A 23,839-nucleotide genomic window follows, 5' to 3' on the forward strand; every position below is an offset into this window, starting at 1 on the left:
CTCCCCTCAATTGTATGCAGCCTGAGGAGGAGCCCTATTCTACTAAGATCCCCCTGGCCCCCCGCCTAAAACCTTTTATTGTGGTTCTTCCCTGCGATAGGAACAAATATGATTAATAATAAGGCACCAAAACCTCTGTTTTGCCTTGTTAAACTATCCAATTTATTCCTAATAAAAAGGAGGAAAAAACCCCAGTGGCATATACACCTTTCTTTATTGAAGCAGTTATTTGGTTTTTCCCTATTATTTTTATGTTCCATGTTTTAGAAGAGATCATAACATTGGACAGTTTTATGGCCAAATTCAAAAACAATGTCCCAAGGTCTTTTCTAGCCAAATTTGCGTTTAAGGTAAAAAAAATGCTAGGTACGAAATCCACCCAGTTTTCTATCTCAGTTGCATGGATTTTGCTTATTATAACTTTTATCACGTTTAAAACCGCTTTCCATCTTCCAATGGGGGGAAACTTTCTTCTCTTTATTGCTGTATTAAATATATTTTTCCTTCAGGCTTTTTCTCATATTGGCCAAACCTTCATTTTGCGTGTGTATACGCCTGGTGTGATTACTGCATTCATAATCGTCATTCCATATTCTCTTCTCACCTATTCTTGCTTGTTTGAATTAGGTCTCATAGATGGACATTTACTATTTAAAAGTATTCCCTTCAGTATGGTAATGGTACCCATTTTTCTTATTGGGAATCTTTTAGGGCAACGATTCAATCGTTAATCCATCCATTCTATCTAGGAATTCATCTTTTTAGGAGATTGTGCCTTTTGTGTAGAAGCCTCTTTTTGTTCGTTTTATAATCAAGGCTTTGATTTTCCGCATACCATAATGTTGAACAAGCATTGACAGGAGGTGAACTTAATGGGTCATCATTGTCACGGCCACTGTCACATTTTTGGAATTTTTCTTGGATTTTTTACCGGTGTGATATGGCTGCTATTTGCAGTATTGGGGTTCATTACTGATTTCTTTCGTTTAATTGACTTAGGGAACCTTGGTCATTTTTTCACGATCCTTATTGCGGTAATTGGCTTCCTTGCCTTCTTTGTTTTTGGATTATATGTATTCAAGCGAGCGTGGAGCTGCTGCCGATGATAATAAAGATAAAAAACAGTCCCTCTAGTTAGTGACTGTTTTTTATCTTTATTGCTTACTGTTTATTATAACCATTCCTTGAACGGTATTGCTGCGGCGCCCGTGTTCGATACCGTAAAGGAAAGCTGAACATATGCACGAGTTTCGTAAAAGGAATCGAAGCAAATAAGATAAACGAACAAATGACATGGACCTTAAATAGAGTGGGGATTCCCAACATCAATTCAGACTTAGGGTGTAAAGTAAACAAGCTTCTAAACCATGGCCCGATTGATAAACGGTATTCGTATTCACCGATTGTTGTATTGTAAATGAGGGTCATATAGGTACCTAATCCCGCCACCAGTAATAACCAAATAATGGTGAAGTAGGAGCCGCCTGTGGTATGGACGCGAACCCTTGGAGTTGTAAATTTTCGAATGAGCATTAATACTAAACCAATTACCACCATTAGACCAGCAATCCCACCACCTGCAGTGGCAAAGAAATGGTACACATGGTCTTCAACTCCAAGTGCATTATACACCTCCAATGGGATTAATACGCCCATTACATGCCCTACAAAAGCAAAAATAATCCCATAATGAAAAACAACCGACGCCACTCTTAACCCTTTTTTTTCAAAAATTTCGGTTGACGGGGCTGTCCAACTTTTCCCTCGAAACACAAAGCGGTAAAAGGTTGCTACGATTAGGATTGTTCCGCATATATAAGGAAAAATGGTCCACCAAAAAACAACTTCCATCTCATCCCCTCCTTAGCGATACATCAATGGATATGGCAATTCATCTAGATCTGCTTGCTCCCGGAGTATCTCTAATGCAGAAATTTCGTCCGTCCCAGGAGCCTCGAATACATACATCATCAATACTTCAATAGCTCGTTTGTAAGGATTATCTTCCGTAAGATTTGATAGTATCCGATTAATGGCGAAAGCAACCCTTCGTGAAAGTTTGTTGAATTTTTCATCTTCCGGGGCAACCGCTAATAATTCTAACAGCATTGGAATGTAATCCGCCAATTCCTTTCCAACTGTCTCGAATCCTTCTTCAAAAATAAGTTTTTGCAATTCGATTAGGGCAAAACCGCGTTTTCTGCTGTCCCCTAACTCGTGGGCCGTTAAGTACAGGTTGGTTTTGTCCTTATAATCGAAGGTTAATACATATAACTCCTGTAACTCCTTTAAAGGCATCTCGTAAAGAGGATGAAGCCTCTCCACTACCTCCCTTTGTATTTCTTCTGTTGAAATTGCTTCTTGAATAAAGGATACAACAGTCGTTCGTTCATTTAAAAACGTTTCCTCTGGGTAATCCATCATCCGAGCCAAGATGGCTAGAATGGCCTTTTTTTCATTCATTATGCATTTTCACTTCTTTCAAATGGGTAGGTTGTCATTCCTTCAGGTGGTGCTAGGTCTTCAATGCTGCATGCTCCCTGTTTATAATGCAAATCATCGTCCATTTCACGGCGGCCTGTTGGAATCACAAATCGTTCATTGTATTTGGCAACTGCAAGCAACCTAGCCATATCTTCTAGTTCTTCCTTTGTCGTGCTTGCTTCATCTATCAATTTCGTCATTTTCTGCGGATCCACCCCGCCTACTGTTTTGGACCGCATATAAACTCTCATAGCTGCCATTTTGAGCAGAACCCTTCGGATGACAGTGGTATCATCTGCAGTTAATAGCGAAGCTAAATATTCCATTGGAATTCTCATTTGGTCCACAGCAGGAATATAACCTTCTGCACTTAAATCCTGTTCATTGGTGATATGATTCATGATCGGGCTAAGTGGAGGCACATACCATACCATTGGCATGGTTCGATACTCCGGATGCAGAGGCAATGCAATTTTCCACTTAATCGCCATTTTATAAACCGGTGATTCTTGTGCACTTTGGATCCAATTATAATTGATGCCTTGTTCCTGAGCTTTTTCAATTACTTCCGGATCAAACGGATCGAGGAAGACGGAAAGCTGGGATTCATACAGATCTTTTGGATCTTCAACGGAGGCAGCCTCTTTGACTCGGTCTGCATCATATAAAACTACTCCAATATAACGAATCCTTCCCACACAGGTTTCCGAACAAACCGTGGGCAGCCCTGCTTCTGTACGCGGATAGCAAAAATTACATTTTTCCGCTTTATGTGTATTCCAGTTATAGTACACCTTATGATAAGGACACCCATTCATGCAAAAACGCCAACCCCGGCATGAATCTTGGTCTACCAATACTATCCCGTCTTCATCTCTCTTATATAAGGCACCTGAAGGACATGAAGCGACACAGGACGGATTTAAGCAATGCTCACAAATCCGCGGCAGGTACATCATAAACGTCTTTTCATATTCAGTTTTGATATGCTCTTGAAGTTTTCGAACATTCGGGTCATTTGGGACGGATTCGCTGCCACCGGCTAAATCATCATCCCAATTGGGACCCCATACGGGTTTATCGATATAGTTTCCTGTAACCATCGACCGAGGACGAGCAACCGGAATACTCTCCCCTTTTTTTCGTTTATGAAGATGTTGAAAATCATATGTCCACGGTTCATAAAATTCGTTTAGGTCTGCCATGTTCGGATTGTAAAAAATATTTGCAAGCTTTGAAAGGGGCCCGCCGGCTCTTAAATGCAATTTCCCATTTCGGAGGACCCAACCGCCTTTATAGCGGTCGGTGTTCTCCCATTCTTTTGGATAGCCCACACCAGGTCTGGTTTCAACATTATTAAACCAGACATATTCCATTCCCGGCCGGTTTGTCCAAACATTTTTACAAGTGACAGAACAAGTATGGCAGCCAATACACTTATCAAGGTGCATAACCATCGCCACTTGTGCTTTAATCCTCAAGCCAATCGACCTCCTTCAACGGTCGGATAATTGTCATCGTATCCCTTTGACTCCCGGTTGGTCCGTAATAGTTAAATCCATAGCTTAATTGTGAATATCCGCCAATCATATGGGTCGCTTTTGGCACAATTCTTGTGACACTATTATGAGTTCCTCCGCGATTTCTGTTAATGGTGTTTCCCGGAACTCCCATATGACGGTCTTGTGCGTGGTACATATAAACCGCTCCTCTTGGCATCCGGTACGTTAACACGGCTCTTGCCACCACAACCCCATTACGGTTATACATTTCAATCCAGTCATTATCTTTAATCCCAATCGAAGCCGCATCTTCTTCATTCATCCAAACTACCTGCCAGCCGCGGAATAACTGAACCATATTATTCGTGTCCGTAAACATGGTATGAATCCCCCATTTTTGGTGAGGTGTCATATAACGCAGCGTAATCGATTTACCGTTGTTTTCGACTTCTTTTTCTCCTTTAATAAAAGCCCCTTTGTTAATTGGAGGGATGTATAAAGGAAAGCCCTCTCCAAAATCAAGCATGACTTCATGATCGAGATAAAAACTTTGTCTCCCTGTAAGGGTATGCCAAGGAATATTAAATTCTTTATTAACCGTAAATGGAGAGTACCTGCGATTATCATTTTCCAATCCACTCCAGACAGGTGTAGAGATTGCTGGCCTTGGCTGGACGGTTAAGGCATCTAAGGTATAATCCTCTTCCTCGCGTCCTTCAGAGATGTGCTTCAGTTTTTTTCCTGTCTTTTCCTCCATCGATTTCCAGCCTTCAACCGCCCTTTTCCCATTCGTCGCTCCTGACATTAAAAGAATCGCGTTGATCGCTTTTTTATCAGAATAAAGATCAGGAAAACCTTTTCCAATGCCAATATGTTTGGAAGGTCCAAGCCGGTCGAGTAATTCTTTATAAACTTTATCTCCAGGGATTTTCACCCCTTTTGTACCGTAACCATTTTTAATATTCGGTCCAACGGTAATCCACATATCATAGACATTTGGATAATCCCGTTTAACGAATTTAAAGTTAGGAAGGGTTTTACCCGGAATCGCCTGGACTTCCCCTTTTCGCCAGTCCATTACCTTTCCGAAAGGCTGAGCGATTTCATTAATCGTATCGTGTGCCAGTGGTGACAGGACGAGATCTTCCTGGGCCGGGAGGTGTTTCTTGGCCAGCTCAGAAAAGCTTTTAGCAATTTCTCTGAAAGCATCCCAATCACTTCTCGTCTCCCATGGAGAAGTGATCGCTGCATTAAACGGATGTACAAATGGATGTAAATCGGTACTGCTAATGTCGTACTTTTCATACCAGGTAGCCGCCGGTAAAATGACATCGGAGAAAAGCCCTGAACTAGTCATTCTGAAATCCATGCTGACAAACAGATCCGTTTTCCCTTCAGGGGGCGTTTCGGAAAGCTTAATATCCTCAGGCTGCCAGGAGCTTTCAGTATCTCCTAAAACAGAATCCTTTGAGCCGATTAAATGTTTGACAAAATACTCATGACCCTTTCCGCTATCACCTAATAGATTGGAGCGCCAATTGAAAAAGACACGTGGGAAGTTCCGAGGGTCATTTGGATTTTCAATCGCAAAATCCAGTTTCCCCTCAACTAGTTGTTTCGTAATATCTTTGATTACCGCTTGGTCATCGTTATTGTGTGACCGGGCATTTTTCACTACATCTAATGAATTTTGCGATAGTTGAGGGAAGCTTGGCAGCCATCCTAATCGAGCAGAGAGCGCATTGAAATCAGCAGGGTGCATATTCGAATATTGACTGCCCCATTCTGTTTCACTTTCCCCTTTTACATACTCATAGCGGAATTGTTCGGTGGCAAAATAAAAAAAGGAAGTTCCATTCATAAATCTTGGAGCTTTCACCCAATCATTCGCAAATGCAATTTGTGAAAAACCTTCTAATGGGCGCACCTTTTCCTGCCCGACATAATGTGCCCAGCCTCCGCCGTTGACCCCTTGTGAACCCGTTAACAGCACAAGGTTTAAGATCGATCGATAAATCTGATCACTATGATACCAATGATTCGTGCCACCACCCATGGCAATCATCGATTTCCCTTTTGTTAACGCAGCATTTTCTGCAAATTCTCTGGCAACTTGAATGACATGTGCCCGGTTGACACCCGTAATGCTCTCTTGCCATGCAGGTGTATAGGGTCTTTGTTCATCATTATAATCCGATGGGTATTCACCTTTTAACCCTCGATTGATTCCAGTATGGGCCAACATCAAATCATAAACAGTTGTAATGATTAATTCGTTCCCAGATTTGTCTTTTATTTTTTTAATAGGGACTTCGCGTATAACCAATCCGCCTTCTTTTTCGCCAAAGTACGGAAATTCAACCATGACTCTTTCTTCAGAATCCTCTAAAAAACTCATTCTTGGATTAATATTGTATAAATCTAAATTCCACTGATTTCCTTTATCCCACCGAAATCCTTCGCTGCCGTTTGGAATTGCAAAATTATCGGTAGTTTCATCCCAAACAACAGTTTTCCAATCACCAAGCTCCTCTTGGTCAGAAAGATCTGATGCCCGTAAGAAACGGTCAGAGCGGTAATTTTCGTTCTTTTTGTTCAACGTAATTAAAAAAGGTAAATCTGTATATTGTTTGGCATACTCCAAAAAGTAAGGAGTTTCTTTATCCACATAAAATTCCTTTAAAATCACATGGGTCATGGCCATCGCAAGTGCCCCATCGGTTCCTTCTTTCGCCGGTAACCACAAATCTGCAAACTTTTCATATTCCGCATAGTCTGGGCTAACACCAACAACTTTTGTTCCGTTGTATCTGGACTCGACCATAAAATGGGCATCTGGTGTTCTGGTTTGAGGAATATTCGTTCCCCAAATAATAAAATATTTCGTGTTATACCAATCTCCACTCTCCGGTACATCTGTTTGGTCGCCCCAAACCTGTGGAGAAGCAGGCGGCAGGTCAGCATACCAATCATAAAAGCTTAAAATAGTCCCACCAATTAACGATAGAAATCTTGTTCCACCAGAATAGCTAACCATCGACATCGCCGGTATTGGACTGAATCCGACAATTCGGTCGGGACCATATTTTTTAATCGTATAAATACTTGCGGCAGCAATCATTTCACAAATCTCTTTCCATGTTCCCCTGACAAACCCGCCCTTGCCACGTGCTTTTACGTATTGTTCACGTTTTTCGGGATTCGAAACGATATTTTCCCACGCCTGTACAGGGTTTTCTGCTTTGCCCAATTCTTCTTTCCATAAAGCATAGAGATCTCCGCGGATATAGGGATGCTTTACCCGTGTTGGACTATATGTATACCAGGAGAAGCTGGCACCACGCGGACATCCTCTTGGTTCATATTCAGGAAAATCATCACCCGTTGATGGGTAGTCGGTTTGTTGGGTTTCCCACGTGATAATGCCGTCTTTCACATGGATTTTCCAACTGCACGAGCCTGTACAATTCACTCCGTGAGTGGACCGGACTACCTTATCATGACCCCAACGGCCACGGTAAGCCGATTCCCAATCACGCGACCGCGGGTTTTCCTCTGTCCATCCATCATTAATGCGCTCCCCTCGGACAAGATGCTTAAGTGAATGAAGCAAATTATTTTTATGCTGTTCCATCGAGACCATCTCTCCCTTTCAATCGATCTCTTAACGGGTTAAATTTTTCACCCAATAATCGAAAAGAGTCTCTACCTTCATTAAATTCTTCCAAAAAAACATCCCAATTTGCTGCATTTGCAGCTGATAGAATGAGTCGTTGCAGCGCATTCATATCAACAATTCCGTAAATGTCCTCTATCATTTCACCAGGAATAGATCCGAATCTCATCCGCAGCACAGCAATTAAATCTTCTCGGTCATCAACGAGTAGGGCATCATCTTGAAATGAAAACAAACGACTTTCAACTCCTTAGGGCTTTATCATTTTATAGTAATCTGCAATTAACAAAGACTTACATTGATCTGCAGCTCTTTCAAAAAATTGGGTCACCTCTTCATCAGGTTCTGCCACCTGTTTAAAGGTGAAATGTTGTGTGACGAATTGAGAAAAATCAGTAGAATACTTTAATGAAACCTCATACCCATTCTCTTCCTTTAAAGCGGTAGCATGTACATCATAGGGATGTAGATGATAGGTTGAAAAAATTCCGACCATTTTGGTATATAATGTTGGTGCCGCATAACGTAATAATTTTTCTTCAAGCAATATCTTCACCTTTTTCCATAACTTTCTTGTCGTAGCTTTCGTTTTTTGTTAGTAGTTTATTCATTTCATCTTCATTATGAATGGAGTCCACGATAATTAAGGAATCAAGTAAAGAGATCATTCTGTAATCAATCTCATCCTGAATCAGCAGGTTCCTCATTTGTTCTACGATTCTACGCATAAGGTCATGATCACGAGTGAGCTGGGTGATAAGCTGGCGTAAATAAGGCTTCTCCTCTGCCATTTCCTTATATAACCCTTCTTCTTCGGATTCTGCATGCTGTAATGTCCGCGATTCCCAATGTTCAATGGTTACCTCTGCAACTTTTTGGGCTTTTTCGATTTGTTCCTCTTTAAGGCATTTATTCAATAAAGCACGTAGTTCTTTTGCCTCATTTAATGCTGACTCATGAATGGAAGTATGGGCATCCTGTTTTCTTAAACTAGGTCCTGACAATTTGATTCATCCTTTCTTTTTATATTCGATTCTTACCATTAGTAAGTTTTTCCAACCGATTTTTCTCTAATCATTCACTGCGGTAAATTCACCAATATAAAAAGGCACGAGTTTTTATAAAACTCGTGCCTTTTTATCATTATTAGTCAAATTTACTTTTTTTCCATTACCGCAAAGTATTTATTTTCACTATCTGCAAAATTGAATACTCTGCCTGTAGGCATATTTACAATTTCACCGACTGTAACGTTTTTATTTGTTAAGTCATTATGTAATTGATCGAAATTTTTCGTAAAAAACATCAAAGAAGGTGTTCCAAGATTTAATTCAGGCTGCATTTTAGCAATTAGTTCCTTATTATGGAGAACAATACTCGTCTCCGCTACATTTGTCGGGGCGATTTCAATCCATCTCATCCCTTGACCGTTATCTTGCTCCGAAATGACAGTAAACCCTACCTTTTCTGTCCAAAAATTCACTGCCTCATCTTGATTATTTACATACAACATAATTTGACCGACTGTATTAATCAACAAGATCACTCCCTTAATATTATTTAATGGAATTATACCACCTTTCTTAGATGGAAAAAAAACACTATAGTATTCTCTTTCATCCTAAAGTAATAGTGAGGAGCTATATACCTCTATCTCATTATATTGTCAAACCATTATTAACCGGGATAATGACTTCAATAATGGTTCCCTTGTTATCGCTCCAAATATGAACGCTTCCATTATGATTTTCGATAATTTGCTTCGAAATCATAATACCGAGTCCTGTTCCATTCTCTTTTGTAGTAAAAAATGGTTCCCCAATTCGTTTTAAAATATGATGCGGGATCCCCCTCCCGGTATCTTTAAAAAAGATCTTCACCTTTTCCTCACTATATTGTTTAATTTCAATTGTAATACTTCCGCCATCAGGCATTGCTTCAATCGCATTTTTTAAAAAATTGATAAAAACCTGCTTCAATTGGTTCTTATCACAATTAATGGTTAGATCCTTACATTCATTCACAATTTTTATCAAAATATTATTCATAATGGCATGCGTGTCAATTAATGTTTTCACATCATTGATTAATGACTGTATATTCTCAATTTCAAATTTCAAATCTTGTGGTTTGGCGAGAACCAATAACTCGCTGAGGATTAGTTCAATTCTTTCCATCTCAGATTGAATGATTTCAAAGTACGTCTTATTCTTAACCTGCGCCTCCATTAGCTGGAGAAATCCTTTTATGGCAGTAAGAGGATTTCGAACCTCATGAGCGATTCCAGCAGCTAACTGTCCCGCGATCGTTAATTTTTCCGAATTCCGCAAGAGTTCCTGTGTCTTTTTCTTTTCAGTAACATCCCGAATAATAATATGCTGAGCTGACTGCTTTTGAAAAAAGGTAGGAATGCCTTTTACTTCCCCATCAAAGGTACTTCCATCAAAACGGATGATTTGATAGGGTTTAAATTCGGTTCTATTCCCGTCCATAATACTTTTGATTCTTTTTTTCGCTTCCTGATGGTCCTCTGGATGGATGAAGTCTAAGATGAATCTCGAAATGAAGTTCTCCATGCGTTCAGGTCCTAATAAATCAATACCTGTTTCATTTATAAAAAGGATTTTCTCATTCTTGGCGATAATCACCGCATCTGGTGAATGCTCTACTAAATCCCGAAAGGCTCTTTTCCTGCTCCATAATTCTTCTTCTGCCTGCTTTCTCTCCGTTATATCCCGGATCACACTGACGATTTCAATGATATTTTTTGTATCATGGTCCACGATGGGATTACATATCGATTCAATCCAAACAAAACTGCCGTCTTTTTTGACGTACCGATATGAGTCTCTGCTGTCTTCAAGCAATGTAAGTACTTTTTCACGTTCCTTAAAAGCCTTTTCCTTGTCTTCAGGGTGTAACAATAACGAGAAATGTTGACCAATGATTTCATCCGCCTCATACCCAAGTATTTTTTCACAGGAAGGAGATACATAATGAATTTTTCCCATTATATTTGTAGTTAGGATGATATCTAGAACATGCTCGGTCAAGACACGGTGAAATTCTTCTATTCTTCTAACCTCAGATTTTTTCTTTTTTACTTGGGTTATATCTTTCAGGGATGCACAAACTCCAACCACTTTATCATCGGCAGATATAGGTATATTGGTTATATTTAAATCAATCAATTTCTCTTGTTTCGTGATCATTACACAATCAAAGTTTTGGACCTGACCGAATGAAGCTTTATGAAAATAGTGAAAAACCATATCCAAACTTTCAATCGGAAACAGCTTTTGCAGCTTCAATTCAATCGATTCTGCGAAAGTATAGAGTAATAGTTTTTCAAAGGCAGGATTTACTTGGACAATATGGCCTTCTAAATCAAAAATGACAATTGCATCCTCATTCTCTTTAAACAAGGTTTGGTTACTGGTCATTTTTTCGGTTACATGGTTTATTAATAATTGCCTCTTTTCGCTTTTGATTGCTTCCATGGGACTGCTCATCTCTCTCTACCAGTTCCTTTCCCTGTTTTTAAATAAAAAAGCCAAGATGAGTAAAATCCCCATCTTGGCTTGTGTTTAGCTCTTTTGTCTAACTCACTACCGCCTTTATGCTGTTGGTGTTAAGATGAGCACGATGGCGCTCTTATCTAGATTAAAATCCCAATCCACAAAAATATCATTTACTTTTGTTTTGAGAATCGTTTCAAAATGATTGCTATTATGTAATAATCTTTTTTCAAGATTGCGTTTAGCAAGTCTTAAAGTTTCTGAACTCCCTAATCGAATTAATTCCCTTTCGATGGATACGAGTATCCCTTTTCGTATGATCACCAATGTTCTTTGGTTTAAAAGGAACGATTCCACTTCCTCTGGCTCTCTTTGAGCCTGAAGACTGATTCTTTTAATTTCTTCGTGAAGCAGCTCTTTTCCTACAAATAAATCATTAATGGTTTCACCAGGTTCTGTTGAAGAAGTATTTATGCCAACGAAGACACCACTTTTATTGTGAAGTCCCCAATCATAATAAAATTCCTTTATTTCCATCCCGGTTAAAATTTTAATATAGGCCTTAAACTCAGGAATGAGTGTTTGCATTAACATATCTCTTGTCTTTTGAACAATCGCTTCCTGATCTTGTGCTAACAAAACATTTTCAGATGGAGTAAGGAAGTTTCGTAAATATACCGTCAATATCGACTGATTATAGGAAACAAATACCGATTCAGGTCCTTTTCCGAAATTTTCACGTAAAGATCTTCCAATATAACTTGCCAACTCCATTTGTACCTGTTTGTTTTCCAAACCTGCTCATCCTTTATAAAGATAAAAGCTTTATTTCTTTTATCCTAATTTTTATTTTATATTTCCAAATCTTGAAGTTCAATACTACTTATTTACTATAAACTATCTTAAATTTCCGACCTAACCCTTTTTTGCAATATACCTCTTAATGCGATCCCCACGATTAATCCAGGAATTACACATAGTATAGGTAACCAAACTGGCCCAAGTAATTCTCCAAATAATTTAAAGTTTGAGGAATAAATACACCCTACCGTTACAAAATATGCTGTCATTACAAATGGGAAAAACGAATGTTTATCCGTTCCTCCCCCAGCATCTCTAAAGGAATCCCACATAGCAAAGAAGTACAGACAGGGGTAAAACAACAACCATTGATAATCTGCTTGAGCAATTGCATTTTCGATGTCACCATGAAAACTTAATCTAATAATTTCGTTAAAATGAGCTTTTACGTTTACGATAAATTCTAAAACTATAAAAAGGAGTCCTTTTAGGTATTTGCCATTAATTAATTGCCCAAAGCCCGGTAAGGCAATACTCCAAAATAACGCTTCTTTCGGATTCGCCACATTCTTCTAACCCCTTGCAATTTCTTTTCGATTTGGTGCTAAAGGTGGTTTTTCAAGCCAGCCATTTTTGATATTACTATTTGATATTACTATCTCCCTCAACCTCCTAAAATATGTAAATAAATAAAGGATAATGTTTACCGATAGAGGGAGTCACTCTCCTTAAAATCCAAAGAGAATAAAATTATTTTTCATGATAATTCTAAACCAAAAAACGGAATAAGGGGATACCTGATGGATTTACAGCCAATGGATGGCATGATACCAATAAATTTAAGTACATTCGAACTCGACGAGACCCACCCTTTACCAACAGTTGGAATGGCGAAACTTTGGGCTACATACATGGGGGAACAGAAGGTCCAGCCAAACTTCCGCCAAAAGCACGTGAAATCCAATTCAAGAAAAAAAGGCCCATTCAGGCCTTTTTCTAATTTGAATATCTATGGGTGTTCAATTAATAAAAGCAAACTGCTCCAATGATGATTAAAAGAATAAATAATACAACGATTAAAGCAAAGCCGCCGCCTGCTCCAAACCCACCATATCCATAACCGCAGCAGCCTCCAAATCCACCGCCGAAACCACCGTATCCAAACATATTTATTCCACCTTTCTTTAATTTTTATTTTTTAATAAAAGCCGCCGTATCCTCCGCCGATAAACGACGCTCCAATTATAATAAGAAGGATAAACAATACAACGATCAATGCGAAACCTCCACCAGCACCTGCACCATCCATTACTAAGACCTCCCTTCTTTAACTCCATATATACTATGCAAACGTCATGATTTTGGCAGGGCTTGTTTATTTTGGTGTTTATCTCTCGCTGAAAATGAAATAAAGCGGGGAGGATCCCCGCTTAGGTTGTCGAGAAAGGATATTTTTCTTGGCAATTTTATTTTTTGCTAGATCTAAATACAAATTTTAATTGATAGTCCCTACAAAAGGGCCTGTTGATTTCCGCTCAGGTCACTCGCTTTCCGCGGGGAGGTCCTGAAGCCTCCTCGGCGCTTGCGCCTGTGGGGTCTCCAGTGACCTCTTTATCCCGCAGGAGTCGAGTGCCCTCCGCTCCAATCAACAGGAGGGGCAAAATCAATTATTAATTTGCTATATATTCGCCAGTCTCTACCTTTACTTTGTTTATTTGTGCTTGCTTTTAAATGGGTTGATTCCGCAAATAAAACAAGTCACCCAACTATATTGTCTATCAAAAATATCCCAAAAAGATACCCAATATACATATCTTAAAAAGAAAAAGGGGATTAGTTGCGGCCATTATCCTCATTATAATAAGGATGAACATTTTCAAGAAGAATCGAAAAATCAATATTATTTGCAATTAAGACTAGAAGAGGGTCATTTGAAACTAATTCATCATAGTTACAAATTCATACTCACTTTGAGTAACCTATATTAGCTTAAACATTAAATCCACTTATTTTAGACACTTAAGGAGTTTAAATCTTTATTGAATGCACCTGTTGATTGGAGCGGAAGGCACGAAGACTCCTCGGAAATGCTATCGCATTTCCTTCGTGCGTGGGTGGTTTCGAGGAGCATTCAATGTCCTGCGGGAGTACGGGGCTGGGGAGACCCCGCAGGAGCGAAGCGACGAGGAGGCTCCCCGGCACGCCCGCGAACCGCTTGTGCCTGGAGCGGAAATCAACAGACTTGTGGCACAGTTAAAACATTATAATTAATTAACGCAGTGAATTGTTAAAGAGAGCAAACAAAATAAAGGCTATCGAAAGATTTTCGACAGCCTGAGCGGGGAGCATCCCCGCTTTATCAATCATTAAAATTTAGTATGATAGTTTTCGATTTCCCATGTGTGGACTGCTGTACGGTAGCTATCCCATTCGGCTTTTTTCATAGAGACATATTCGTTGTAGACATGTTCACCAAGGGTATTAGCGGCAATTTCGCCAGCTTCTAATGCACTGACCGCTTCTGCCAAGCTGCCAGGAAGGCTGTCAATTCCCTTGAACGCTCTAGTTTCTTCATCCATATGGAAAATATCTTCATTAATTGGAGCAGGTACTTCTAATTCCTTCTCTACCCCGTCTAACCCTGCAGAAGCAATCACCGCAAATGTTAGGTAAGGGTTGGAAGATGGATCTGGACAACGCAGTTCTACCCGTGTGGCCAGACCTCTTTTTGCTGGGATACGAATCAATGCTGAACGGTTCGAAGTAGACCAGGCAATATAACAAGGTGCTTCATAACCAGGAACTAAGCGCTTGTAGGAGTTCACAAGCGGGTTAGTCACGGCAGTAAAACTCTTCACGTTTTCTAAAATACCTGCAATAAATTGGTATGCTTCTTCTGATAATTGTAACTCATCCGTCTCATCAAAGAAGGCATTTCCGCTTTCATTGAAGAGGGACATATTGACATGCATTCCAGAACCGTTGATTCCAAAAACTGGTTTCGGCATAAAGGTAGCGTGTAAACCAAATTTCTTCGCCACTGTTTTGACTACCCATTTGTAAGTAGTGGAAAGGTCTGCAGCCGTTAAAATATCTGCATATTTAAAATTGATTTCATGCTGCCCTTCCGCCACTTCATGGTGAGATGCTTCAATCGTAAAGCCCATCGCTTTTAAAGCACGGTAGATTTCTAAACGAACGCGCTCGCCAAGATCGTGTGGAGATGGCTCAAAATAGCCTGCTTTATCCCCAAGCTCTTGGGTAGCATATCCGTTTTCATCTGTTTTAAAAAGGAAAAATTCTAATTCCGGTCCTACTGAAATCGAGTACCCTTTTTCAGCTGCACGATCAACAGTTTTCTTCAAAACATTTCTTGTATCTCCCTCATAAGGCGTTCCATCTGGATTCTTTACCGAGCATAAGAAACGAGCTTCTGAATACCCTTCTTCAACTGTCCAAGGAAGAACTGCAAATGTATTTAGATCTGGCTGAAGATAAAGGTCGGATTTATTAATCGGTGAAAAACCTTTAATCGAAGATCCATCAAACATCATTTTTCCTTCAACTACATCCTCGAGTTGTTCTGTTGTTACGGTTACGTGCTTTAAGATCCCTTCGATATCGACAAATTGTAAATGTAATAGTTCCACAGATTTTTCTGAAATGGTTTCTTTTATTTGTTCAAGAGTTGTATCCGCAGCAGTTGTTTTTGAAATAAGCGTTTCAGTCATGTCACATTACCCCTCATTCTCATGTTATATTTCCTCACATCTAATATTTTTGATTATAGTGAAAAAATCATCCTTTGACAATATTTTTTTGAATATTTTTTGAATATTTATAGTATTTTTTTAGAAAGCGTTTTCATCTACAGTGATTAATTAAGGATTTTCAACCTTTGTTTCCAATTAATATTTTAATAAATATACAGTCGCGCGTATATAAATCATTTTAGTCTTAATTTCCTCATACTCGTAATATCTTATTTAAGGACTCTTTTTCCGCAATTTTTGTGTAATCATCATTTCAAAAAATAAGGGGGTTTCCAATGAAGGCAATCGTTTATGACCAATACGGTCCGCCAGATGTCCTTAAAGTAACGGAAGTGGATATACCAATTCCTAAGGAGAATGAGGTACTCGTAAAAATTCATGCAACATCTGTTAATTTTGGAAACTTGGTTCTTTTAAAAGGCGAACCTTTCTTAGCCCGCTTTGCCTTCGGGCTATTAAAACCAAAATACCCCATACCTGGAGGTGACATAGCAGGGCGGATTGAAGCGGTCGGAAAAAATGTTAAGAACTTTCAGCCTGGTGATGATGTATTCGGAGACTTATCAGGTTGTGGCTGGGGTGGCTTTGCAGAATATGCAGCGATCCCCGAGCAGTCAATTGCATTAAAACCAACCAATTTGTCCTTTGAAGAAGCTGTTGCAGTCCCAATGGCGGGTGTAACAGCTCTTCAGGCCATACGGAATAAAGGTAAAATACAATCAGGACAAAAGGTATTGATAAATGGCGCATCCGGTGGTGTCGGAACTTTCGCGGTACAGCTCGCCAAAGCATATGGGGCTGAGGTTACGGGTGTGTGCAGTACGAAAAACTTAGAGATTTTACGTTCGCTTGGGGCGGACCATGCAATTGATTATAAGAAGGAGGATTTTACCAAAAGCCATCAGCGTTATGACCTAATTTTGGGTGTGAACGGATCTCATCCAATAACTGCGTATAAGCGAGTCTTAACTCCAAATGGTATTTTTGTACATGTAGGTGGTTCAGGTGCTCAAATGTTTCAAGCCATGGTACTGGGACCTTTAATTTCAATGCTTGGTAAAAAGAAAATGAGTACCTTCTTACATAGGGCTAATCAACAAGATTTGATTTATTTAAAAGAACTTCTTGAAACGGGCCAAGTTAAACCTGTTCTTGATCGGTGCTATAAATTAAATGATGTGCATGACGCTTTCAGGTATTTTGCAGAAGGGCATGCTCAAGGAAAAATTGTCCTTACTGTATAAATTAAAGGTAGTTTCATTTATAAAAAATTCACACTGCAAATTCATTTGTAGTGTTTTTGTGTTTTTAACCTAGGCACTATCAAAGCGTTGATACCCTTCCCCTATTTGACCACCTAATTCTCCGGTTCCTCATTTTTCTTCTAATGAGTGGTCATAATAAAGGAATAAGTTCTTCATATATAAGGATCAGATTGGGGGAGATACTTTGAATCATACTTGGCTTTCTTTGTTTCCATTTATTATCGTCATTTCCATGTCCATTTGGCTAAAAAACATCCTGCCTGGTCTTATCCTCGGTTTACTAGTGGGGTCATTGATTTTTAAAGCTGATTTATTAGCTGGAGTCTATCAAACGGTATCCTATATTGTGACAACTTTAACCGCTGGAAATAATATTAAAATCATTGGATTTCTATATTTATTTGGCGGATTGGTTGGGATGATGAACATTTCTGGAGGTATAAAGGGCTTTTCAGAGTGGGTTGGGAATAAAATTCAAACAGAGCGCGGACTGCTGGGACTGATTTGGTTTACCCTCCTTTTTACGTTTATGATGCCGATGTTTCGAATTATGATGATTGGTCCGATTGTTAAATCTTTGATTAAAAAAATGAATTTGCCAAAGCAAAAGGTCGGACTAACGATGGATATTTCAACAGAGTCAGTGATTGTCCTTCTGCCGGTTGCTACGGCATTTGTTGGATTCATGGTGTCATTAGTTGAAAGCAGTATAGGCAAACTTCATTTAGGTATGTCCTCCTACCATGTTTTTTTGCTAAGTATTTTGTTTAATTTTTTTGCTATTGTGATGTTAGTTATCGGGATTGTCCTAACCTTCTGGACTAAAGCAGACAAATCTTCTCTTCTTAACCTAAATCAAAAGCAGTTAGATGAAGAAGCGAATGACCTACACCGGAGTGGTATTAAAAGAGAATTATCGATGGTAAAAGCCCAACCTTGGAATTTGATTTTCCCCGTCTTTTTACTTCTCGGATTATCATTATTTCTATTGTGGCAAAATGGCAGAGCTAAAGGAGCTCATACAATTTTTGAAGCTTTTTCGATGGCCGATGCGACCTTTGTAATGCTATTAGCCGTTTTCATCACCCTTGTTTTATCCTTTGTTTTTTACATAGTGAGACGACAGAAATTGGACGAAATCTTGTACCATTTTTTTGATGGTGGAAACCAAATGATGGAGGCCGTCACGTTGCTTGTTCTCATCTGGTCATTAACCTTATTGGCGGAAGATCTTGGTTTTTCAAAATTTATTAGTTCTACTTTGGGTTCCTTCTTGCCCGCCTTTTTGACCCCGGTCACGATCTTTGTGCTGGGATCAATTGTCGGTTACTTTATTGGTTCCTCCTGGGGAACATGGGGATTATTCATGCCTTTAGGAATGTCCTTAGCGGTTTCTACCGGTGCATCTATCCCATTAACCGTGGGTGCTGTTTTTGCAAGTGGAGCTTTTGGCGCTCTAACCTCACCACTAGGGGATACCACCATTACAACCGCTACCATTTTAGATATGTCACTTATCGACTATGCACGTTTTAAATTAAAGGTGGCGGCCATTGGAGGAGTCATTTCAATTGTTTTATATACGATTGGCGGCTTTTTTGTTTCTTGAGCCGTTTTTGTGAGCAGATTTTAAGGAATTAGCTAGCTTAAAATGTTGGTTATGTTGGAAAATGTTAGTATCTCACAAAAATATGACAAAATTCTTGTAACATTACTGTAATAATGACAAGTTGCATTTAAAGCACATCCTATTGGGCTTTTTCTAGATAATATTCCTTAAAAACACTATATTTCAGATTATTCCGCCAATTTCGAAATACTATCGCAATATACTTGCCATGCTTGTAATGGTTTTAACATCCTCCTGTTCTTTTTATCAGCAAAATTCATGTTAAGCTTATGAAAACTTAGCGGACAAAGAACACGGAGGGTAAAAAAATGCTAAACAAAATTAAAACATTTATGGCAGCTGTTGTACTCTCAGGTACTGTGAGTGCTAATGTACATGCTGCAACGATTACTGTACAAGAAGGAGATACACTTTCAAATCTAGCAAGTGTAAATCATACAAAAGTAGAAAACATCCGAATGTTGAATCATCTAACTTCAGATCTTATTTTTCCAGGTGAAAGATTAGAGATCGCACCTGAAAAACATTATATCGTAAAACAAGATGAAACCTTATTGGATATTGCCAAAAGGCATCATGTAAGTGTTTCACAAATTAAAGAATGGAACCATTTAATTTCGGACCTTATCCACCCTGGATTAGATTTAATCATCTTTGAGGATGTTTCTGAAACCAAATCAAAAAAGCAAGAAGCATCTGAAGTGACGAAACAAGATCAAGTGGATTCAAAAGATAAAGCAACATCACATCCTAAGAAACAGGCTGCTAAGCAAATTACCGTGAAGGCCACGGCTTATACGGCTTCATGTGAAGGATGTTCTGGAATCACAAAAACTGGAGTTAACATTAAAGCAAACCCGAATGCAAAAGTCATCGCAGTGGATCCAAATGTTATCCCTTTGGGTAGTAAGGTTTATGTTGAGGGGTTCGGTGAAGCGACAGCTGCCGATACGGGAAGTGCCATTAAAGGAAATCGGATTGATGTCTTTATTCCTTCCGAAGCAGATGCTATTGATTTTGGTGTAAAACAATTAAAAGTAACTATATTAAACTAGCAATGTAAAGGGCTTCTCCATTTTTTGGAGAAGCCCTTTGCTTTTTTACATATCTATTAAGTTAAGTTTTATAAGATAAAATACTATTTCTCTAAAATAAATTATGGCTCTATTACTCTAATTTTATCACCAATTTCAAAAGACATGAGATCCTCTCCCACGACCACTTTTCCTTTATACGTCTTATTCGTTCTGATTGCCAAATTTGCTTCCGCATCTGTTAAGCCACCAAGTAATACTATATGTGAATAAACTGCTAGTTTTGGCTTTACCTTATTAAATACTTTTCCAGCTTGTTCAGGTGTGGTATGGATATCAAGGATTTTTTGGATTGCCGGTGTTTCATCTTCTGGCCGAGCTGCAGCCACTTCATGTATTAGTAAATCCGTCCCCTTCGCATGGCGAATGAGGTTTTTATTATATCGAGTATCTCCTGAGATCACAACAGAATGCCCATTATAATTCACTCTATACCCGAAGCTTGGTTTCATCGAACCATGGTCAACCAAGAAAGCAATGACCTGAACACCATTGTTCTCATAAACTACTCCTTGGTCAATATCATGACCAATTGCATCTAGTCCTTTGAGATTCTCGTTCTGCGTCTCTTTTCGTCCTTGAATATCGGCGGCATAAGCTTCTCCCATGTGATCCATCATATCCCTAGTACCTTTAGGACCCCATACCTCAAAAGGCACTTCCCTCTTTCCGGCTGTTGGCAATGATCCTGTCAGCCAAACATCAGGAATTCCATTTGTATGATCAGAATGCAAATGGGTAATAAACAGTTTGTTAATTTTTCCTGGCATGACATTCACTTGACTTAGCCTTAAGGCTGCCCCTCGACCAGCATCAAATAACAATTTTTCTTCTCCAACCTCGACTAATGTGGATGGGCCGAAACGCTCAATGCTTAATAGCGGAGAACCAGTTCCAAGAAGAGTTACCTTAAAATCACTTGTCATCTGCGCTTGTGAAGCTTCTTCCTTTTTGTTTTGTGATTGATCAGCCGCTGAATGTAGTGGTGATAAAAATAAGCCCACACCTAAAAGGAATGATAAAGAGATACTGAGTAAACCGATGATCCTTTTCTTTTTCAACATTTCTTCCCCCAATTCTTATGTATTTATTTTAAGAAAGTTCATGATGTACTTTAGAGTTTCCGCGTTTCATATATAAAACTAGGTTTATTCTATAAATCAATTTTAAAAGAGGAAATTTTCACTGTCAAGATTATATTCTGAATATTTTGACGGTATTTACATTTTGGAAGTTTTATCACAAATAAAAAAAGCCGCAATTGCGGGTTTTAAATAGGGATCTATTTCTTTATCCTTTTCTACTTTTTAATTAGATCTGTTCCATAGGAATTGTCGATTGCACAAAGCCAAAGCCCTTTGTATTTTTCTTAAATACATAGGTTGCTCTTCTATCCATTGAAAACTCCGATTTTTTTGATCGGCATCAAGCAGGGTTTGGGAAATAACTAACGCAGAGTCCCCTGCCTCTAAAATGATCATCTCACCTTGAGTTGGTACTAGGCTGTTATTGAAGTATTTTGATATGGCAATAAATGCTTTTTTGATTTCTTCTTTACCTCGTGCAATCATGCCAGGTTTTACAACCAGAATAGCATCATCCATATAGTATTTCATCGATGTATCAAAATCTCATTTGTTGATTAATTCTTTTATTTCATGTTCCATTCTATTCCCTCCCCAGAGATCGATATTTATATATGTACTGTGCTTACTTATTTATAGCAAGCATGCACTCCTAATATTTTTCTACAAAAAACTAAGTATCTTAGTTGTTGGCTGTCGGCAGGTGCAAAATCATCGCTGTTCTAAAAGAAATCTGCTGATTTATGTAGATAAGTTTTTTATGATGGTGGCAGGAAAAACGAGCCCCTATCCCAAAATATTAGAAAAAGACAAAATGGTGTCTATTGAATAAGTTGAAAGGATGGTCGATGTCCGTGACAAAAGATTACACCCTACAACAACTAGCAGAAGGTTTACCGAAATCCCTACTAAATGCATCTGACAAAGAATTGGAAGGATTTCAACTGATTATTGATGAAACAATTAGATTGAGAGAAGGCCATCGGAATTTACAAAAACTGATTAAAACCTTTGCCACCTCACAAATTCAACGCACATAATCTTGTCATGTAGAAGGTGAATTTCACCTTCTTTTTTATTGGAGTTTTTTGGAGAAGCTTTTCATATTTATACCATCCATTCCGTCCCTAACAAGCTAAATTCCTCTTCCTGATCTTTCTCTACGGTCTGTATTATCGAATATACTAATGCTTCTTATTTTCAATGAGCCCCGTTATTTTGTTACAATCATGGAAGTATTAGGAAGGGGAACACAGTATGTTTAAAATTTTTATCATTGAAGACGACCAGCAGATTGTCCGGTTACTTGAGGAGCATTTACATAAATTTAGCTTTGATACAAAGTCAGTGCAGGATTTTGAAACTGTCCGGAATCAGTTTGAACAATATGCGCCCCACCTCGTCTTGCTGGATGTCAATTTACCGAAATTTGATGGCTATTATTGGTGCCGGCAAATTCGTAGTATCTCAACCTGCCCGATTCTGTTTATCTCGGCACGTGAAGGAAAAATGGACCAGGTAATGGCTCTCGAAAACGGTGCAGATGATTACATAACAAAACCATTTGATTATGATATTGTTCTTGCGAAGATCAATAGCCAGCTTCGCCGCGTCTACGGTTCTTATGCGAACACCCAGTCTGGACGAACGAACACTGTGAAAGGATTAAGCCTTGATGTTGAACGGCTGAGCCTTTCTTTACAAGAAAATACCATTGAACTAAGTCATACTGAGGCAAAAATATTAGATGAGTTGATTAAAAAATCGGAGCGCGTTGTAAGCCGTGATCGCTTGTTAGAAAAAATTTGGGATGACCAGGCCTTTGTGGATGATAATACCCTGAATGTTTACATTACACGGGTAAGGAAAAAATTATCCCAAATAGGAGTGGAGCAGGCACTGCAAACTGTTCGCGGACAGGGCTATCGGCTTGTACCGAACTGGGGTGAAAAGGAATGAAGCTTTTCATCCGTGAGCAGGTTCCTCTTATTTTTATCTATATCGGCCAATTAGTGGTGATTACTGCTATTTACTGGCTTGACGGTTTTCACCATTTAATGATTAGTTTATATGCTGCTTTGCTGAGCGGCTTTCTTTTTGCCGGGTATCTTATATTCCGGTATATAACAAACCGCTCGTTTTATCAACGCCTAGAAAAGCCGCTTGATTCAATGGGGGATTTTAGAAGTGAGAACCGTCATGCACCATTAGAAGAAAGCTTACAGCAGCTTCTTTTAAGCCAATTTCAACATTACCAAAACGAACTATATAACTATAAGCACAAACTGGATGGGCATATCCAGTTTATCAATCAATGGGTGCATCAAATGAAAACTCCATTGTCGGTCATTCATTTAATGATTCAGGATGAGGATGACCCTCGTTTTGATGCGATTGGTGATGAACTTGATCGCTTGAGAAAAGGATTGGATATGGTTCTTTATACAGCAAGGCTTGATACATTTGAACGTGATTTTTTTGTAGAGAAATTAAGTTTAGAAACAGTTGTGCGGTCAGTTGTTTCAAGTCAAAAACGGTTGTTTATTCGAAAGCGGATTTTCCCATCGTATCAATTCGGTGAGGAATATCAAATAGCTTCTGATGAAAAGTGGCTCTCTTTTGTGTTGACACAACTCATTACCAATGCGATTCGCTACACCGTTCATGAAAATCGAAAAATCTACTTCCATAGTTATAAACGCGGAATCAAAACCGTCCTTGAGGTACGAGATGAAGGCGTTGGGATCCCGGAGAGCGACCTCCCAAGGGTGTTTAATCCCTACTTCACTGGAGAAAATGGCCGCAACTTCCAAGAATCTACCGGAATGGGGCTCTATCTCGTCAAGCAAATATGTGAAAAACTCGGCCATTACATCGAAATCGAATCAACTGTCAACAAGGGAACCACCATCCGAATCCTATTTGGATAATAGACTGTCCACCCTACACGTACAAAAAAGACGATTTGTCCACGAACGGTGCCTGTCACTTTGTTCAACTTTGCACAACCT

24 protein-coding genes and 1 pseudogene are annotated in these 23,839 nt (G+C 39.0%); 9 read left to right on the plus strand and 16 right to left on the minus strand.

Translation table 11 applies throughout. The features are described from left to right. The first annotated feature begins 194 nt into the window (after nucleotides 1-194). Nucleotides 195-731, plus strand: a complete 537-nt coding sequence (locus E2K98_RS05855) for an HXXEE domain-containing protein (RefSeq protein ID WP_133333333.1) — start codon at nucleotides 195-197, stop codon at nucleotides 729-731. A 141-nt stretch (nucleotides 732-872) separates the two neighbouring features. Beyond that, complete coding sequence (locus tag E2K98_RS05860; protein WP_133333334.1) at nucleotides 873-1,106, plus strand: ABC transporter; 234 nt, start codon at nucleotides 873-875, stop codon at nucleotides 1,104-1,106. Between the two features lie 55 nt (nucleotides 1,107-1,161). On the opposite strand, the gene narI is transcribed toward E2K98_RS05860, so the two are convergent. From narI to E2K98_RS05925, 13 genes are all read right to left on the minus strand, one after another. Beyond that, nucleotides 1,162-1,851 carry a respiratory nitrate reductase subunit gamma gene (gene narI, locus E2K98_RS05865; protein ID WP_133333335.1) on the minus strand — a complete coding sequence of 230 codons (690 nt, stop codon included), beginning with the start codon at nucleotides 1,849-1,851 and terminating at the stop codon, nucleotides 1,162-1,164. Nucleotides 1,852-1,863: 12 nt separating this feature from the next. After that, nucleotides 1,864-2,463 (minus strand): nitrate reductase molybdenum cofactor assembly chaperone, encoded by a 600-nt coding sequence (narJ, locus tag E2K98_RS05870; RefSeq protein ID WP_235824731.1) that lies wholly within the window; start codon nucleotides 2,461-2,463, stop codon nucleotides 1,864-1,866. Next, nucleotides 2,463-3,965, minus strand: coding sequence for a nitrate reductase subunit beta (gene narH / locus E2K98_RS05875; RefSeq protein ID WP_133333336.1), 1,503 nt, complete (start codon nucleotides 3,963-3,965; stop codon nucleotides 2,463-2,465). Before narH ends, narJ begins: the two co-directional genes overlap by 1 nt. Continuing rightward, nucleotides 3,955-7,620, minus strand: a complete 3,666-nt coding sequence (locus tag E2K98_RS05880) for a nitrate reductase subunit alpha (RefSeq protein ID WP_133333337.1) — start codon at nucleotides 7,618-7,620, stop codon at nucleotides 3,955-3,957. The genes narH and E2K98_RS05880 overlap by 11 nt, the downstream gene beginning before the upstream one ends. Further along, on the minus strand, nucleotides 7,607-7,897 hold the full coding sequence (locus tag E2K98_RS05885) for a hypothetical protein (RefSeq protein WP_133333338.1): 291 nt from the start codon (nucleotides 7,895-7,897) through the stop codon (nucleotides 7,607-7,609). The genes E2K98_RS05880 and E2K98_RS05885 overlap by 14 nt, the downstream gene beginning before the upstream one ends. A gap of 15 nt (nucleotides 7,898-7,912) precedes the next feature. After that, nucleotides 7,913-8,218 carry a hypothetical protein gene (locus E2K98_RS05890; RefSeq protein WP_133333339.1) on the minus strand — a complete coding sequence of 102 codons (306 nt, stop codon included), beginning with the start codon at nucleotides 8,216-8,218 and terminating at the stop codon, nucleotides 7,913-7,915. Further along, a complete protein-coding gene (locus E2K98_RS05895) occupies nucleotides 8,202-8,666 on the minus strand; it encodes a hemerythrin domain-containing protein (protein WP_133333340.1) in 465 nt (154 codons plus the stop codon). The genes E2K98_RS05890 and E2K98_RS05895 overlap by 17 nt, the downstream gene beginning before the upstream one ends. A gap of 152 nt (nucleotides 8,667-8,818) precedes the next feature. Beyond that, the gene (locus E2K98_RS05900) at nucleotides 8,819-9,199 is read right to left on the minus strand and encodes a VOC family protein (RefSeq protein WP_133333341.1); all 381 of its coding nucleotides are present in this window, start codon (nucleotides 9,197-9,199) and stop codon (nucleotides 8,819-8,821) included. Between the two features lie 121 nt (nucleotides 9,200-9,320). Continuing rightward, complete coding sequence (locus E2K98_RS05905) at nucleotides 9,321-11,174, minus strand: PAS domain S-box protein (RefSeq protein WP_133333342.1); 1,854 nt, start codon at nucleotides 11,172-11,174, stop codon at nucleotides 9,321-9,323. Nucleotides 11,175-11,279: 105 nt separating this feature from the next. After that, entirely contained in the window at nucleotides 11,280-11,975 is a 696-nt protein-coding gene (locus E2K98_RS05910) for a DUF2294 domain-containing protein (RefSeq protein WP_235824732.1), read from the minus strand. A 107-nt stretch (nucleotides 11,976-12,082) separates the two neighbouring features. Further along, complete coding sequence (locus tag E2K98_RS05915) at nucleotides 12,083-12,547, minus strand: hypothetical protein (protein WP_133333343.1); 465 nt, start codon at nucleotides 12,545-12,547, stop codon at nucleotides 12,083-12,085. A gap of 457 nt (nucleotides 12,548-13,004) precedes the next feature. Then, entirely contained in the window at nucleotides 13,005-13,148 is a 144-nt protein-coding gene (locus E2K98_RS05920; RefSeq protein WP_133333344.1) for a YjcZ family sporulation protein, read from the minus strand. Between the two features lie 31 nt (nucleotides 13,149-13,179). Beyond that, on the minus strand, nucleotides 13,180-13,290 hold the full coding sequence (locus tag E2K98_RS05925; RefSeq protein WP_081810792.1) for a YjcZ family sporulation protein: 111 nt from the start codon (nucleotides 13,288-13,290) through the stop codon (nucleotides 13,180-13,182). A 730-nt stretch (nucleotides 13,291-14,020) separates the two neighbouring features. Here E2K98_RS05925 and E2K98_RS05930 point away from each other — a divergent pair. Further along, a complete protein-coding gene (locus E2K98_RS05930; RefSeq protein ID WP_133333345.1) occupies nucleotides 14,021-14,248 on the plus strand; it encodes a hypothetical protein in 228 nt (75 codons plus the stop codon). Between the two features lie 99 nt (nucleotides 14,249-14,347). Here E2K98_RS05930 and glnA read toward each other — a convergent pair whose 3' ends face one another. Next, the gene (gene glnA / locus E2K98_RS05935) at nucleotides 14,348-15,712 is read right to left on the minus strand and encodes a type I glutamate--ammonia ligase (RefSeq protein WP_133333346.1); all 1,365 of its coding nucleotides are present in this window, start codon (nucleotides 15,710-15,712) and stop codon (nucleotides 14,348-14,350) included. A 317-nt stretch (nucleotides 15,713-16,029) separates the two neighbouring features. Here glnA and E2K98_RS05940 point away from each other — a divergent pair, with 317 nt between their 5' ends. From E2K98_RS05940 to E2K98_RS05950, 3 genes are all read left to right on the plus strand, one after another. Continuing rightward, a complete protein-coding gene (locus tag E2K98_RS05940) occupies nucleotides 16,030-16,998 on the plus strand; it encodes an NAD(P)-dependent alcohol dehydrogenase (RefSeq protein ID WP_133333347.1) in 969 nt (322 codons plus the stop codon). A 205-nt stretch (nucleotides 16,999-17,203) separates the two neighbouring features. After that, entirely contained in the window at nucleotides 17,204-18,628 is a 1,425-nt protein-coding gene (locus E2K98_RS05945; RefSeq protein WP_133333348.1) for a Na+/H+ antiporter NhaC family protein, read from the plus strand. Between the two features lie 329 nt (nucleotides 18,629-18,957). Then, on the plus strand, nucleotides 18,958-19,704 hold the full coding sequence (locus E2K98_RS05950; RefSeq protein ID WP_026575435.1) for a LysM peptidoglycan-binding and 3D domain-containing protein: 747 nt from the start codon (nucleotides 18,958-18,960) through the stop codon (nucleotides 19,702-19,704). A gap of 101 nt (nucleotides 19,705-19,805) precedes the next feature. On the opposite strand, the gene E2K98_RS05955 is transcribed toward E2K98_RS05950, so the two are convergent. Continuing rightward, nucleotides 19,806-20,807 (minus strand): MBL fold metallo-hydrolase, encoded by a 1,002-nt coding sequence (locus tag E2K98_RS05955; protein WP_133333349.1) that lies wholly within the window; start codon nucleotides 20,805-20,807, stop codon nucleotides 19,806-19,808. Nucleotides 20,808-21,043: 236 nt separating this feature from the next. Next, nucleotides 21,044-21,374: pseudogene (locus E2K98_RS05960) on the minus strand (YybH family protein); the annotation flags it as partial. Nucleotides 21,375-21,676: 302 nt separating this feature from the next. On the opposite strand from E2K98_RS05960, the gene E2K98_RS05965 reads away from it, so the two are divergent. From E2K98_RS05965 to E2K98_RS05975, 3 genes are all read left to right on the plus strand, one after another. Then, nucleotides 21,677-21,868 (plus strand): hypothetical protein, encoded by a 192-nt coding sequence (locus E2K98_RS05965; protein ID WP_026575434.1) that lies wholly within the window; start codon nucleotides 21,677-21,679, stop codon nucleotides 21,866-21,868. 217 nt (nucleotides 21,869-22,085) lie between these two features. Then, nucleotides 22,086-22,787 carry a response regulator transcription factor gene (locus E2K98_RS05970; protein WP_133333350.1) on the plus strand — a complete coding sequence of 234 codons (702 nt, stop codon included), beginning with the start codon at nucleotides 22,086-22,088 and terminating at the stop codon, nucleotides 22,785-22,787. After that, on the plus strand, nucleotides 22,784-23,758 hold the full coding sequence (locus tag E2K98_RS05975) for a sensor histidine kinase (RefSeq protein WP_133333351.1): 975 nt from the start codon (nucleotides 22,784-22,786) through the stop codon (nucleotides 23,756-23,758). Before E2K98_RS05970 ends, E2K98_RS05975 begins: the two co-directional genes overlap by 4 nt. The last annotated feature ends 81 nt before the right edge of the window (nucleotides 23,759-23,839 follow it).

The sequence above is a fragment of the Bacillus salipaludis genome (assembly GCF_004358205.1).